General features: G+C 41.5%; 9 protein-coding genes. 5 read left to right on the top strand and 4 right to left on the bottom strand.

Going from position 1 to position 13,864, the window contains the following annotated elements:
• The first annotated feature begins 81 nt into the window (after nucleotides 1–81).
• Nucleotides 82–483 carry a VOC family protein gene (locus tag S2091_RS04805; RefSeq protein ID WP_105530666.1) on the top strand — a complete coding sequence of 134 codons (402 nt, stop codon included), beginning with the start codon at nucleotides 82–84 and terminating at the stop codon, nucleotides 481–483.
• A 188-nt stretch (nucleotides 484–671) separates the two neighbouring features.
• On the opposite strand, the gene S2091_RS04795 is transcribed toward S2091_RS04805, so the two are convergent.
• Nucleotides 672–1,841: a TonB-dependent receptor domain-containing protein gene (locus S2091_RS04795; protein WP_133166864.1), complete on the bottom strand. Its 1,170-nt coding sequence runs from the start codon at nucleotides 1,839–1,841 to the stop codon at nucleotides 672–674.
• Nucleotides 1,842–2,009: 168 nt separating this feature from the next.
• Here S2091_RS04795 and S2091_RS04790 point away from each other — a divergent pair, with 168 nt between their 5' ends.
• Together S2091_RS04790 and S2091_RS04785 are read left to right on the top strand one after the other, a co-directional pair.
• Entirely contained in the window at nucleotides 2,010–2,243 is a 234-nt protein-coding gene (locus S2091_RS04790; protein WP_105530663.1) for a hypothetical protein, read from the top strand.
• Nucleotides 2,244–2,575: 332 nt separating this feature from the next.
• Nucleotides 2,576–4,639, top strand: a complete 2,064-nt coding sequence (locus S2091_RS04785) for a hypothetical protein (protein WP_105530662.1) — start codon at nucleotides 2,576–2,578, stop codon at nucleotides 4,637–4,639.
• A gap of 142 nt (nucleotides 4,640–4,781) precedes the next feature.
• Here the strand turns inward: S2091_RS04785 and S2091_RS04780 are convergent, their stop codons facing one another.
• Nucleotides 4,782–7,313 (bottom strand): TonB-dependent receptor, encoded by a 2,532-nt coding sequence (locus S2091_RS04780; protein WP_105530661.1) that lies wholly within the window; start codon nucleotides 7,311–7,313, stop codon nucleotides 4,782–4,784.
• Nucleotides 7,314–7,630: 317 nt separating this feature from the next.
• On the opposite strand from S2091_RS04780, the gene S2091_RS04775 reads away from it, so the two are divergent.
• The gene (locus S2091_RS04775; RefSeq protein WP_105530660.1) at nucleotides 7,631–7,972 is read left to right on the top strand and encodes a helix-turn-helix domain-containing protein; all 342 of its coding nucleotides are present in this window, start codon (nucleotides 7,631–7,633) and stop codon (nucleotides 7,970–7,972) included.
• 126 nt (nucleotides 7,973–8,098) lie between these two features.
• A complete protein-coding gene (locus S2091_RS04770; protein WP_105530659.1) occupies nucleotides 8,099–10,114 on the top strand; it encodes a Shedu immune nuclease family protein in 2,016 nt (671 codons plus the stop codon).
• 204 nt (nucleotides 10,115–10,318) lie between these two features.
• Here S2091_RS04770 and S2091_RS04765 read toward each other — a convergent pair whose 3' ends face one another.
• Complete coding sequence (locus tag S2091_RS04765) at nucleotides 10,319–12,997, bottom strand: AAA family ATPase (protein WP_133166863.1); 2,679 nt, start codon at nucleotides 12,995–12,997, stop codon at nucleotides 10,319–10,321.
• Nucleotides 12,998–13,384: 387 nt separating this feature from the next.
• Nucleotides 13,385–13,660: a hypothetical protein gene (locus S2091_RS04760; RefSeq protein WP_105530657.1), complete on the bottom strand. Its 276-nt coding sequence runs from the start codon at nucleotides 13,658–13,660 to the stop codon at nucleotides 13,385–13,387.
• Nucleotides 13,661–13,864: the final 204 nt, after the last annotated feature.

Below are 13,864 nucleotides of genomic sequence, written 5' to 3'. Positions count from 1 at the left end.
TCGATGTCATCGTTAAAGGTAGCCCATTAGCGTAGGCAATAATTAGATTACTTTTTCCGTTCTTGAAGTTAAAGGAATAACATGCTGCACCATATTTCCCTTGGCGTAACCAATCTGGCCAAAGCAGGTGCGTTCTACGACGCGGCTTTGGCCGCACTAGATTTCCGCCGTGTGTTTGAAGACAATACAGCCATAGGCTATGGCCTTTACGATGGCAAGGACATTCTTTGTTTGAAGCTGCGACCAAACGCCACGCCACCGGGCGCTGGCTTTCACCTTGCCTTGGCTGCCCCATCGCGCGCGGCGGTTGATAACTTTCATGCGGACGCTCTGGCTATAGGCGGACAAGACAACGGCGCGCCGGGTCTGCGTCTGCATTATGGAGCGGATTACTACGCCGCCTTTTTGATAGATCCAGATGGTTATCACATCGAAGCAGTCTGTAAATTTTCTCTGCAACAGCAGCAAGCGGTTGGCGTATGAATACTACAAGTCCATCAATGCATTAACAGCCAAGAAAACTGTGAAGCCAAAGAAAGTGGGCAGATTTAACTTTCCAACATTTGCAGAAAAATATTGGAAAGCTAGGTCTGCCTCATCATTGCATTTATTTCTTAAAATCAATGCCGCGAAATTTCTCCTGATTGCTGCGGTTACTTAAATCTCCCCAATCAATAAAACTTGTAATTCAACCCCACATACAAATAACGTCCGCGTGGACTATAGAGTTGGGCAAAGCCACCTGAGCCATATTGACCGAGGGTGCCCATGTCGCTGTACGGCGGCATTTTACCCATCAGATTTTTCACCCCGCCAGTGAAGGTCAAATTTTTTAAACCCGTATATTGGCCCATCACATCAAGTTCTGAATGCGCAGGGATAAACCGTGTTCCCGGCGGTATATTATCCAGCGACGAAGCAAAATCAATCATGCCGCCAACAGTGCGTACCGATGCGGTCGCATTCCACTCATCGTTATCAAGAGACGCGGTTATCACATTTCGATATTTTGGATTCGCAAAGGTACCTAAATATTTTCCCATTTCCTCTCCAGCGATTTCTTGTGAATTTGTTTTGGTGTACCACGTTGTGGTATTGCGCACGGTGATTTTACCGAGTGGCGTACTGCCAGTTTTGTAGCGCAAATCAATATCAAAACCCTCAACGTCAGTGCTCGCCATATTTTGATTAGTCATGTAAATTTGGGCTTCACCATTCACAACGCCGAAATGACCGTTTTTGAGTGCTTGAAACACAGATGGTTTACCAATCTCATTTTTTTTGTTGATTCGGAAATAATCAACACCTATCGACACCGCACTAATCGGTTCAATCACCACGCCAAAATTAAAGGTTTTACCTGTCTCCGGTTTCAGGTTCAAATTTGAACCACTAACCCTGCTGTAAGAAAACGGATCGCAAGCGTCTGAAATAATAGGAAAAGCAGAGCAAAGTTTTTTATCTTCAGTTGTCTGCGCACCAGCCTCTTGGCCGCCAAACATCTGCTTCAACGTAGGTGCTAAAAAACTCTCTGCATACGAAGCACGTAGCATTAAACTCGGCAAAGGTTGATAACGTATTGCCACCTTAGGACTGGTTTTATTCCCGACATTACTGATATTGTCATAACGCGCAGCGACTTGCGCTTCCACATTTTTATGGAAGGGGATAGAGAGCTCGCCAAACACGCCGCTAGAAGTACGGCTGGCATTAACCGCCGCCTGCCGAATTCCTCCAAACACGTTATCGTTAATTTGATTGAAGTCAGGCGTGTCTTGCAATGCCTCTTTATTGACAGAAAATCCGACTGCATAAGCGAGCGAGCCACCCGTCAGCGGCATAATAGGCGCCGAGGTTTTAGCATTAATAAATGTAAGTTTAGAGGTCGCTTCGCGGTAAGGCCTTAATCTGAATTTATTAATTTCCGCTTCGGAATTGTTGGTGCTGGACTTGCCCAAATTCCAGGTTCAGATTCTGCTGCGATAGTGCCTATCCAAACGGCAATGATTATGTCAATTGCCGCTGAACATGGCGTGTCGATCAGCAAAGGTATTGCAGCAGATCTGCTTCTTACGTTTACCGCGACAATGGTGGGACGCACGGCTAGTCAATTTTTGGTGGGATGGATTCCCGTTGCTGGCAACATCATTAATGCCAGTACGGCGGCGTCAGTTACCGAAGTAATTGGTTGGGCTGCGAATGCTTATTTTGAAAAAACAGAAATAGCATCTAAGTCAAACTAACTGACATGTTCCATGGAATTTAAGTAGTATTTATTTTCAATAAATTCTTGCCCTTCGTTATGTGGTTTTCAAACCACTAATACGCTCCACTTATTCCAAAATTCCGTTCTTAAGTATCCAAGAACGTACAAAAACTGCTTTTAGCCTTGCGCTGATTCGGTTTTTTTATTTTCCAGAGTATTATCTTGTTCAATTGCATCTAAAGTATTTGTAGGACGAAAGGTACTTTGAGAAATTTCAATTATTGAATTTTAATGAAATAGGCAATTCAAAAAATACGATTCGCAATGTTATGAACATGCTTTATTTCTCACAAAAATGGAGAACTAAAAATGAATCAATTCTGTATTAAATCTTTTTCTTCACAAGCGAATCAAAAAACATCAACTCTTTGCACCTATCTGACTTTAGTTCTATGTCTGTTTCTTGCCGGCTGTTATTCAAACCCCGTCAAAGATACGATAGATCATGCAATTCAGACTGAGTCTCGTTGTAATGCTATACAAGAAGCAATTCCTGTTGGACCTAAGGAGCAAACAGGTAAGCTATTCGATGCTTTATCTGTGCGATTAGTCGGAACTTGTCTCAACGCTTGCGATAAAAAAACAGATGAAAATTTGTCGCTTGATGCGAGCGAATACACGAAGGAAAATCTGGAGGCTGAATTTAAAAAACAAATAGGTGCAGTAAGCGCAAACAACCAAAGTAATGCAGAAAAATTCGACGTGTCGGTTGAAAATATAAATGTGGCGTTTGGCCAATTAGTTCGTGACTTTGAACAATTGAAGAATGCTAACGGTGCCGTAAAGAAGCAGCTGACTGGCCTTCGTGAAGTAGCTATTAACGGAGATACCACGTTGAATAACTGTAAAAAACGAAGTGATTGCATGATGAATCTAGCTGAAGTACTGCAAACCGATGTAGTTCAATTTGCAGATCTTCAGAAAAGTGTATCGACGCTTCAAGAATCGCTAAAAAAGGTTAGTCCGGATTTAGTTGCGCTGAATAATCAGTTGACAAAATTTAAATTTGATTATCAGGCTCCAGGAATGGATACTTTAATTGAAGAGTACACCAAGCTTTCGACTACTATTAATGGGTTGGATGCAAGACTTGAAAATGGAAAGGAGACGCTGGAGAGATTATCAAGCAAAGACTTTGAAGGTGCTGCGTCGGATCTCATGGCATTTAAAGTCTACAACAAAGTCGCAGCGCGAATGTTAACAGTAATCGATGGTATGTTGAGTCAAGCTGATCATGCGATCGATAAAGTCGATGAGCGATTTTTTGGCGCTATCAATTTGGCGGTCTATTTAGAGCAAGATAAATTGCAAAAACAATTTGACCATATTTTCAACGACGTTATAAACAAAGGTTTTCCAACGAATACGGCCAAGTTGGCGTTCGCCTCAGCGGCGTGCGAAAAAATGGGATTGGGCACGGCAGATGCCGCTCAAAATCGTTCCATGTTTACCCCATTTTTATATGAGACTCTGATTAATGTGCAAATTGATCTTGCGAAAGATGGGCCCTTAACAGGTGATGCAAGAGAGTCTGCACTAAAGGAGGCGAAAGAAAAGGACAAGTCTGGCGATACCTATGTCAATACAATCTTAAGTGAAGCAAGTGATGCCTACGTAAGTGATATTAAAAATAACAAAGCACCAGCGATGGTTGATCAAGTTGCACTTTGTTCTGCAATTGAGGAGGCATTAACATTGAGCAACGGCAAAGACGTAAATACATTGTCCGTTGTACGTCAGGCCTGCGGTCAGGCGATTGTATCGGCCATAGTAAACAAGACGTCTAATCTAGCTGATTCGCAACAGGCAATTAAAGCTGCTGCAGCACAGGCTGCCAGCCAACTTGATGCAGATTCCGCTATATTTAAATCTACGCTGGACAAGGTATTGGCGGCCATTCCGAAACCAGATGTCAAACCAGATCCAGTCTGCGACAGGATAGTCGCGAGCGTTAACGGAACGCATTGCACAAATTTGAACGGTCAACTTATTATTGAGTTTGATGCCAGTTTTGCGCTAGGTGCGACTTATGACAACGCGATTGAAATGAATTTATTCAAGTTGGCAAACGTGTTGAATCTTTGGCGCTACAACTACTCGTCCGTTCATGTTGAGGGCTACGCTTCACATGCGCCGCCAGTTTGTTCAAAAAATCTTCCTGATCAGAAGACGCGCTTGAAGTGTGAGAACGAAAAAAACGAAGCGATTGCAAAGAATCGGGCAATATGGGCCCAATTAATACTTGGGAGAAGATTGATATCTAAACCAGCAAATATTAGCGCTCACGGCACTGTCGATTCACTTAGTTTTGATGCCGCAATTGACAGGCATATCCGTATCACACTTGAAAATAGCTCAACAAGTCAGAAGTAGGCACAAGAGCGTGGCAGGTCTAACTTCCCAATATTTTCAGAAAAATATTGGGAAGTTAGACCTGCCCCGTTGCTACATTTATTTCTTAGAATTAACGCCGCGAAATTTCTCTTGATTTAGGCGGCTACTTAAATCACCCCCATCAATAAAACTTGTAATTCAGCCCCACATACAAATAACGTCCACGCGGGCTGTAGAGTTGGGCAAAACCGCCTGAGCCATATTGACCGAGGGTGCCCATGTCGCTGTACGGCGGCATTTTATCCATCAGATTTTTCACCCCGCCAGTGAAGGTCAAATTTTTTAAACCCGTATATTGTCCCATCACATCAAGTTCTGAATGCGCAGGGATAAACCGTGTTCCCGGCGGTATATTATCCAGCGACGAAGCAAAATCAATCATGCCGCCAACAGTGCGTACCGATGCGGTCGCATTCCACTCATCGTTATCAAGAGACGCGGTTATCACATTTCGATATTTGGGATTCGCAAAGGTACCTAAATATTTTCCCATGTCCTCTCCAGCGATTTCTTGTGAATTTGTTTTGGTGTACCACGTTGTGGTATTGCGCACGGTGATTTTACCGAGTGGCGTACTGCCAGTTTTGTAGCGCAAATCAATATCAAAACCCTCAACGTCAGTGCTCGCCATATTTTGATTAGTCATGTAAATTTGAGCTTCACCGTTCACAACGCCGAAATGACCGTTTTTGAGTGCCTGAAACACAGATGGTTTACCAATCTCATTTTTTTTGTTGATTCGGAAATAATCAACGCCTATCGACACCGCACTAATCGGTTCAATCACCACGCCAAAATTAAAGGTTTTACCTGTCTCCGGTTTCAGGTTCAAATTTGAACCACTAACCCTGCTGTAAGAAAACGGTTCACATGCGCCTGAAATTGGAGAAAATACAGCGCAAATTATCTTATTTTCAGTGGTCTCCGCACCAGCCTCCTGGCCGCCAAACATTTGCTTCAACGTCGGCGCTAAAAAGCTCCCCGCATACGAAGCACGTAGCATTAAACTCGGCAAAGGTTGATAACGTATTGCCACCTTAGGGCTGGTTTTACTACCCACATTACTGATATTGTCATAACGCGCAGCGACTTGCGCCTCCACATTTTTATGGAAGGGAATAGAGAGCTCGCCAAACACGCCGCTAGAAGTACGGCTGGCATTCACCGCAGCCTGTCGAATTCCGCCAAACACGTTATCGTTAATTTGATTGAAATCAGGCGTGTCTTCCAATGCCTCTTTATTCACAGAAAAACCGACTGCATAAGCAAGCGAGCCACCCGCCAGCGGCATAATGGGTGCCGACGCTTTCGCATTAATAAAGGTCAGTTTAGACGTCGCTTCGCGGTAAGGCCTTATTCTGAACTTATTAATTTCAGCTTCGGAATTAGTGGTGCTGGTTGGGTCAATCCAGCCATTATCGATGGCCTTATAAAAAAGGCCTTTATCCATGTAATTGGAATCGCTATTAGAAACCTTAGTCTGGCCGCGACCAATCGCCACATCCCAATCAATGTCAAAATTACTGCCTTCTAAGCCCACGGTAAATTGTGCCAAACTGCCTTTGCGATCTGTCGTGCGCGGGCCGATTTGCATAAAACGGCCTGCAACGGTTTTACCATTCATTTTAAAATTACCCGGCGCTGGTTGAGATAAAAAATGGTCTTTATTCTCTGAATAAATAAACTCAGTAAACGCACGCGTTGTGGAATTAACTTTAAAACTGCCAATCAACATACCATTCACGCGGTCAGCACCATTGATGGCGGTTAATAAGGACTTGTTGTAATCAAAGCGGCAGCTACTGCCTTTTACATCTTCAGGCGGGCATGGTTTTACCTGCCCACCGCCGACAATATTGCCGGATGGATGAAACCCGCTACGCCCATCCAAACCACCCATGCGCCGCCAATCGGCAGAGCGGGTAATATCCCGGTTAGCGGTATACACCGGAGAGCGGCGCAGAATATCGACGGTAGCTAAAACGTTAAAACGATTTTCGTCATAGTCACCAAAACCATAAACCACGCTAGCCGTTTTTTCTTGCGCATCACCCACCGCAGCTTGTCCATAACCGGTTTTAACTTCAAAGCCCTCATAATTTTTCTTGGTAATAAAGTTCATTACACCGGCTACCGCATCAGCGCCATAAATAGCGGAACCGCCATCTTTTAATATCTCCACCCGCTCTAACACACTGACCGGAATGGTATTCACATCCACTGCCGACCCCGCGCCACTGCCATCTGCCATAGCGTTAGTCGGCAAGCGACGGCCATTGAGTAAGACCAACACGTTACGTGAACTCAAACCACGCATTTTGACGGTGGCCGTACCAGAACCGGCAGGTGAATTACCGCTCAATTCACCTTGGTCATAAATATCAATCGTCGCCAGACTTTTAATTAATTCAGCCACCGTTGTCGCGCCGGTACGTTCAATATCTTTTTTGGTATACACATCAACCGGCGCGGCGGTTTCGGCATCTAAGCGTTTAATGGCCGAGCCGGTAATAGCTACCCGTTGTACTTTTTTACCGTCTTCTTCTATCGTCTCGTCAAGTGCCATAACAGGGTCGGCCAATAAGCCCAGACCAAGAACAATGCTGCTGGAAATGAGTGCGCGTTTGGAATGTGCATGTGTTGCTTGTTTCATTTTTATGTCTCCTAAGGAATTGAATTGATGCGTTGAATTAATTGTGTCAATTCAGGCACGCGCTAAATTTTTTTTCAAAACTCCCTGAATGATTGCTGACTAGGTTGTAGACAGCTTTCGCTAAGATAAACTTGCAGATAAGAATTTATTCAACTACGTTATTAAGGTAAATTTGTATTCCAAATTGCGGTTGGAATTGCTTTTATGTTTAAGCGAGATTAATCGTAACACAACCTTATAGGTTGGCTATCAACTTATTTAGCACTTCAATTCAATAAGTTGATAAGCGACCATTCAAGTCGAATGGAGGTTTACGTATGAAAATAGATGAGCGGGTATTAGCGCAGGTGATAGGTAAAGCTATTTCCAAGAGAAGATTGGCATGTAATCTCACTCAAGAAGATGTGGCGGAACGTCTTAATATTGGAACTGAGGCTGTATCACGCATGGAGCGTGGAACGGTAATGCCGACGGTTTCCCGTTTGGTTGAATTGGCAGATATTTTTAATTCCCAAGTTGGCGATTTGTTGATTGAGTCTAGTAATCGAGCCAAAGATCAGGGGAAGTTGATCACTAATCTTATTAATGCTCTTTCACCGAAGGATAGGGCGTTTGTGGTGGGGATAGTGGAGAGTTTGACTGAGCATTTGGGTTCGTGAGGCGGTAATACTGCCAGGTTTCTTAAAATAAGATGGCCTGCCTTTGTTGGGTGCATGCGACATGTCATGAGGAAAAACTGATCTAATGAATGATTTTCAGCAATTTAATGTAAATAGGAGCACTGGATGCAAGTAGACATTGTTGGGAGAATTAATAATCTTCAATTGCCAAGAACCCAGCCTTACATACCTTTATTTGAATGTTTGGTAAATTCAATTGAAGCTATGGCTAATCTGCCAGATTCGAGTCCTCGTCGCATTGATGTCAACATAGAGCATGACATCCGCCAACAAGGTTTCAAAGGGATAGAAGACGCAGCTTCCTCTATTCAAAACATAACTATCACCGATACAGGTGTTGGATTTAACGACGCAAATTACCAGGCATTTTTTCTTTCCGATTCTACTAATAAAGTTTCAAACGGGAACAAAGGTATTGGACGTTTTACATGGTTAAAAGTGTTCGAGAAAGCGTCGGTATTCAGCACATATAGTGATGATACCGAATGGTTTCAACGTAGTTTTGATTTCTTAAAAACAAAGAGCGGGGTTGAAAACGAAAATATTTCGGAGTCAAAGTCAAATCGATACCAAACTATTGTTTCACTTAGCTCTTTACGAACAGAATACCAAAAACACTTCCCTAAGAATTTGGAGACAATTAGCCGAAAAATTATTGATCATCTATTGATCTATTTTGTATCGGGAAATTGTCCATCGATTTGGTTGCACGATAATTTAGGCAGCTCTGCGTTAAGCGTGAATGATATGTTTGCCGATGAAATCCGGTCATCCGTCACTGAAATTCCTTTTATGGTTAAAGAGTGGCCTTTCATGGCGAGAATCGTTAAATATCATTCGAGCACAGCAAAGCAGCATTCAGTTTCATATTGCGCACATCAACGAGAGGTTCGGGCACAAAAAGCCAGTTCGTTGGTCTCTGATTTAACAGTTAAATTGTTGGACGACGACGACGAGTCTTTTGTATTTCTTACATACATATCTGGATTATATTTAGATGAGAATGTAAATTCTGAACGAACAGATTTTTTATTCATGCGTGATGATGAATCGGATCTAATTGAAGAGCTTTCCAAACAAGAGCTTTATAAGGCTGTAGGAGACCAAATAAGAAGTGTCGCCGCACCATATTTGGCTACATTGAAAGTGGAAAAAATTCGAAATGTTGAGCAATTTGTCGCAAATAAAGGCCCTGAATATCGTTTTATTTTAAACGAAAGGTACGAAACACATCTGGATTCAGTGCCACCTCATTTAACCGACGATGCCTTGGATTTAGCACTTTTTAAAGTTCAGCGAGAAATAGAAGTTGAGCACAGAGAAAAAGCAAAACAAATTTCAACACTATCAACCAATGCTGTTACCGACTCTGATCAGTATAAGGCGCTTTATGATCGCTATATTCAAGAAGAAAATGAATTGGGAAAAGCTGCTCTAGCAAAGTATGTGATCCACAGGCGAACAATTCTTGATCTGTTGGATAAAGCGCTGGTATTTCAAGATGATGGTCGTTACGCAAAAGAAGAGCTGGTACATAAGCTAATTTTTCCTATGCGTGTCACTTCAGATGATGTTGCATTCTCGGAGCAAAATCTTTGGGTTATAGATGAGAGACTCGCGTTTCACATACATTTAGGGTCAGACGTTTCATTGAAAAAATTAAAGGTTGTTAATTTAAATGATTCTGATGAACCTGATATAGTCGTTTTCAATGCACTCACCGCATTCTCAGAATCGGAGCAAGCGTTTCAATCAATTGTACTCGTTGAATTTAAACGGCCAGAACGAAATGAATATCCAAGCAAAGACGAAGATCCGGTAGAGCAAATACTTCGCTATGTGCGAAAGATAAAAGACGGCGAAGCTAAAAGTATTAAAGGGAAAACTATAAATGGGCAGAAGATACCTTTTTATGCCTATATAATTTGTAGCCTTACACCTAAGATCAGACAAATTGCTGCAGATCGTGATTTTACCCCTACGGCTGATAACGAAGGATATTTTTCTTTTCATAAAAATAGTGGCTGCTATATTGAAATTCTGTCATATGACAAAATGCTTAATGATGCAAAAAAACGCAATCGAGCATTTTTTGACAAACTCCAAATTCCATTCAATTAGGCAAATTTGAATATTGCATGGAACACCTGGACACCAAGACATTAATTATTTTGTGTGTTGGTTTTGTTCGGTTCAGTACTAAATAAAATTCGCACGTGAGTAGGGCTAAGCTAAGCCTAACATTCTAACAATTAGCTAATATGTGTTTGGAATGTTAGAACAACACCATTTGCGAATATAGTCAGTCGTACAAATTCGCGACCTCTACGCCTCAACTACTTTTAGCAGTTGAGGCGTTGCTCCAGATTTCTCGACAGCTGTATCAATCTCCATCACTAGTTCAAGCATTTCTTTAACCATCGAAATATCGAATTCTTCTTCTTTATCCTCTTCATGAGTACCCTTGTTTAGATAATTCCATTCCAAAGCGTGGGTACTTTCCTTCCCAATCATTTTGGCAAGCAATGGAATAACGTCTTGAAAAATCGTAACTTCTTTTTTATTTAGAAATCCATGAAGCCCACTTGCAATAGCCATCAAATCAGGTGATCCTCCTGGGCCACGCAGTCCGACTTGAATTTGTGCAGTATGGCTTTTATTCCCGATTTTCTTCCAAAGTCGGTTGAGAAGGTCTTCAAACGATTTTCGCACGTAACTCAAGCAATCACGAATCTTCCCATCTTGATAGCTCTGTTCGGCAACCACCAAATAATGTCGAGGTGAATCCAATTTCACGAGAATTTGCTTCGAATCGACTGGTATAAGAAAGTCAATGCGGCAGACAGTACTCTTATATTCAATCTTCGGTATGGCATTTTCAAGACGTTTAACGAAATCCTCCCCATGAGTTGTAATAATAAGCTGCCGTTTCTTGATTTCATCATCACCCAATATTAGTTCGATAATGCCACTTCTATGCTCATCGTCAATTGAATTTACAACATCGTCAAAAATCAAAAATGGCAGGTCATCCCGAACGATTTTGGAAAGCAATATTGCAAGTCCCAAGCAACGGATATGACCTTCGCTTAGAATCTGCAACGCATCACATTTCTGCCCCACCTCAAATTCAATTTCTATTTTCTTTCCAGGTGATGTAGGAAGAGTTAGTGATTTCAATCTATCGGAAACATGATCGTTTTTGTTGATAGCGTTATAGTATTTCAGTGTTCTATCGTTTAAATCGGCAGCAAGATTCAACGGAAGATTACCGTTGTATTGTAATAATTTTTCACGGAAATTCTCGTAGGCAACTAGGTATTTTATGTTGCGCGAGACAATCGGTTTTTCTATTTCAACGAGTTTGATGAGAGTATCGTTTTCTGCTTTGAACTTTTCGATGGCGATATTGGCTGCATTCGCATTTTTTATATTCTGATCAATTGTCGTTTTTATCGCAACGATTTCTTCGAGATTTTTTGCGAGTGCGGTGTTGGAGTTTTCTAATTTTTTTATTTCCGATTTTGATTTTCCGATTGCCTCATTGAAATTCAAAATTGCCTTCTTCAATTCTCCCAAAAGATCCGCTTTGCTTAATAGCATAGTCAGGACATCTTCCTTTAATTTCGGGTTGTTTGCATTTTCAGCTGAAACTTTAAGGGCATCGATTTCAACTGATTTCGCAAAGGCTACTAAAATTGCAGCAGGGGCCAAATTTCCGACTTTTGATACTAATTTCGGCCATCTATCATTGAGCTGCGTTGCAATGTCTTTTATGCGCGCCTCTTTCTTGATCGCGACATCAAACTGCTTCAGCTTTTCTGTAGCGTTTTGATAGGGATCAACCGGAACCATAATTTTGTCCCCATCGTATAAAAGCGATTCACAAGCTGGACAATGATTTTCAGATTTTTCCTTATTTTTTAGTATCGCTGAATACAAATCGCCAAGAGAGAGTTGATCTTTGTATCCAGCTAAAAATTGTTTAGCTGCTTTGCTCTCTTGGATAAGAGTTGTCATATCTAGAATTTCGGTCGAAATAACATCTATGCCAGGGTCAACCGCCAATTTAAGATTGTTGAGTCGCCCAATTTCGGTGTGATTTTTTTTTGTGACGCCACCGTTACCATCTAACCCGGAAATGTGTTCTTTGATCTCATCCAATGCCTTGTAGGCTGGGTATTTTAGTAGGAGTGCATCTTGTTTGCTTTTGACTTCTTTTTCTTTTTCAGGAATTTGCAGCAGAATTGCTTTATGGCCTGCAATCTGCTTTTCCTTGTCGGCTAGTTCTTTGGCCTTCTTGCCGGTAGAATCAATGTAATTTTCAAAGTTGTCATTGAACTGCGTGGAGAACCCGTTAAACTCTTCCAATCCAAAAAGTGCCGCCAATCTAACTTGTTGCGCAGCCGTTGTATTCGCCGCAACACGTGCAAAACCATCGATCCTGTTTTTTTCAATGAAGCAAAATTCATATCGCTTTGGATCAGCTTGAACAGCGACACTTTTCCCGTCTGAAGTTTTACCAGATAATAATGGTTGATCTGACTTCTTAGTTATGGAATTTTTTATGTAAGTAGTAATATCGATTCTTTTGGCGTCAGCCTCGTTGATTGATCCAAGCAGGCAATATTCTAAAGCTTCGCATAGACTAGATTTTCCAGTTCCATTTGGCCCATATATAAACGTGTACGGATTCTTGAACTCAAGTATTTTCTCAGTAGAGAATCCACGAAAATTTTTAATTTTTATAGCCGAAAGGTAGGTAATTCTATTAAGATCGTCGGTAGATGCATCAATCTCGATATTTAAATCACTAGATGCAGAGTCGCCGGCATTCTCGATAAACTTCGCAATAAGCTTCCCCCTTTTTCCTCCGGCAGTCCCAGATGCTTCCACTTCGTGAAAATTATCTAAAACAAGTTTTGCCAACTTCTTTTCGTATTCCGAAAACGCTGCCTGAGATTTAATAAGAAAACGTTTAAATTCTGAAATTGACTTAGACATAGCGATCCGATAAATGAGTGGTTGATGTTGCTGAGTAAATTTTCTTAAATTTATATCGTCGCTAATTGGTTTCAAAAATCTACTGAATACCCTTCGCTTTATTTTTCCCGAATCTCTACCCCTTGACACCACTTTTTCAGCATGGTATTGAGCGTCGAAAGGATCTCGTACCAAAATGCAATTTTGCCTCTCAATTATTGATTGCGTGCATTTTTATAGAGCTTTTCCATTCACGACACTGACTTTAGCAAGACCAAGAATGCGAATTAATTCTGTTTTATTTCATCTCAGTTTTTTTGCTTGCTAAAGGGCTTTCGCAAACTCACTTTAGTGTTAATGCTGTTTAGGCGTTCAGAGAGGGGCTGCAAAATAATACTCATCCAAAATTTAGATATTTCCGATTTGCAGCGCAGTATCAAATAATTCGCTAACTATTTTCCATTCTGGATGCCAAGGTGTGACAACTTCTATTTCCCCATTATGAAGTTGAGAAATATCAATACGTCGAAGGGAGGAATGCAGTTGATACATAGGCGAACTTTCATTTACGTTCCACTTACTATATGGACTTCCTCTAAATTCGACTCGGACATCATCGTCACGTATTGCGATTATTACGCCATCCTCCCCACCAGATGGCATAAATAGTTTAATGCTGGACATTACTTTTCCTATATGTGCCTGCTCGACGCATTCTGATTGATAACTTAAACGTTGCTAATTTAAAACTAACAAACACTATCTTTATAATGTGTGTTTGTCTATGCCCTAAATAGGGCATTTTGATTCATGAGGCGTAATATTTGAATAAATTGGTCGGTGTTGGTGTTGCCAGATAGCGTTAGTTGCTGGTCAAGTGGAATTTAT

This window comes from Solimicrobium silvestre (genome assembly GCF_002976435.1).
GTDB classification, from domain to species: Bacteria; Pseudomonadota; Gammaproteobacteria; order Burkholderiales; family Burkholderiaceae_D; genus Solimicrobium; species Solimicrobium silvestre.
The sequence above is the reverse complement of the archived record's forward strand: the minus strand, read 5'-3'. Positions and strand labels throughout refer to the sequence as shown.

What these genes read in the sequence shown, in the direction of transcription:
- S2091_RS04770 (WP_105530659.1), top strand. Translation starts at nt 8,099, where the DNA reads ATGCAAGTAGACATTGTTGGGAGAATTAATAATCTTCAATTGCCAAGA.
- S2091_RS04775 (WP_105530660.1), top strand. Translation starts at nt 7,631, where the DNA reads ATGAAAATAGATGAGCGGGTATTAGCGCAGGTGATAGGTAAAGCTATT.
- S2091_RS04805 (WP_105530666.1), top strand. Translation starts at nt 82, where the DNA reads ATGCTGCACCATATTTCCCTTGGCGTAACCAATCTGGCCAAAGCAGGT.
- S2091_RS04795 (WP_133166864.1), bottom strand. Translation starts at nt 1,841, where the DNA reads ATGCCGCTGACGGGTGGCTCGCTCGCTTATGCAGTCGGATTTTCTGTC.
- S2091_RS04760 (WP_105530657.1), bottom strand. Translation starts at nt 13,660, where the DNA reads ATGTCCAGCATTAAACTATTTATGCCATCTGGTGGGGAGGATGGCGTA.
- S2091_RS04785 (WP_105530662.1), top strand. Translation starts at nt 2,576, where the DNA reads ATGAATCAATTCTGTATTAAATCTTTTTCTTCACAAGCGAATCAAAAA.
- S2091_RS04765 (WP_133166863.1), bottom strand. Translation starts at nt 12,997, where the DNA reads ATGTCTAAGTCAATTTCAGAATTTAAACGTTTTCTTATTAAATCTCAG.
- S2091_RS04780 (WP_105530661.1), bottom strand. Translation starts at nt 7,313, where the DNA reads ATGAAACAAGCAACACATGCACATTCCAAACGCGCACTCATTTCCAGC.
- S2091_RS04790 (WP_105530663.1), top strand. Translation starts at nt 2,010, where the DNA reads ATGTCAATTGCCGCTGAACATGGCGTGTCGATCAGCAAAGGTATTGCA.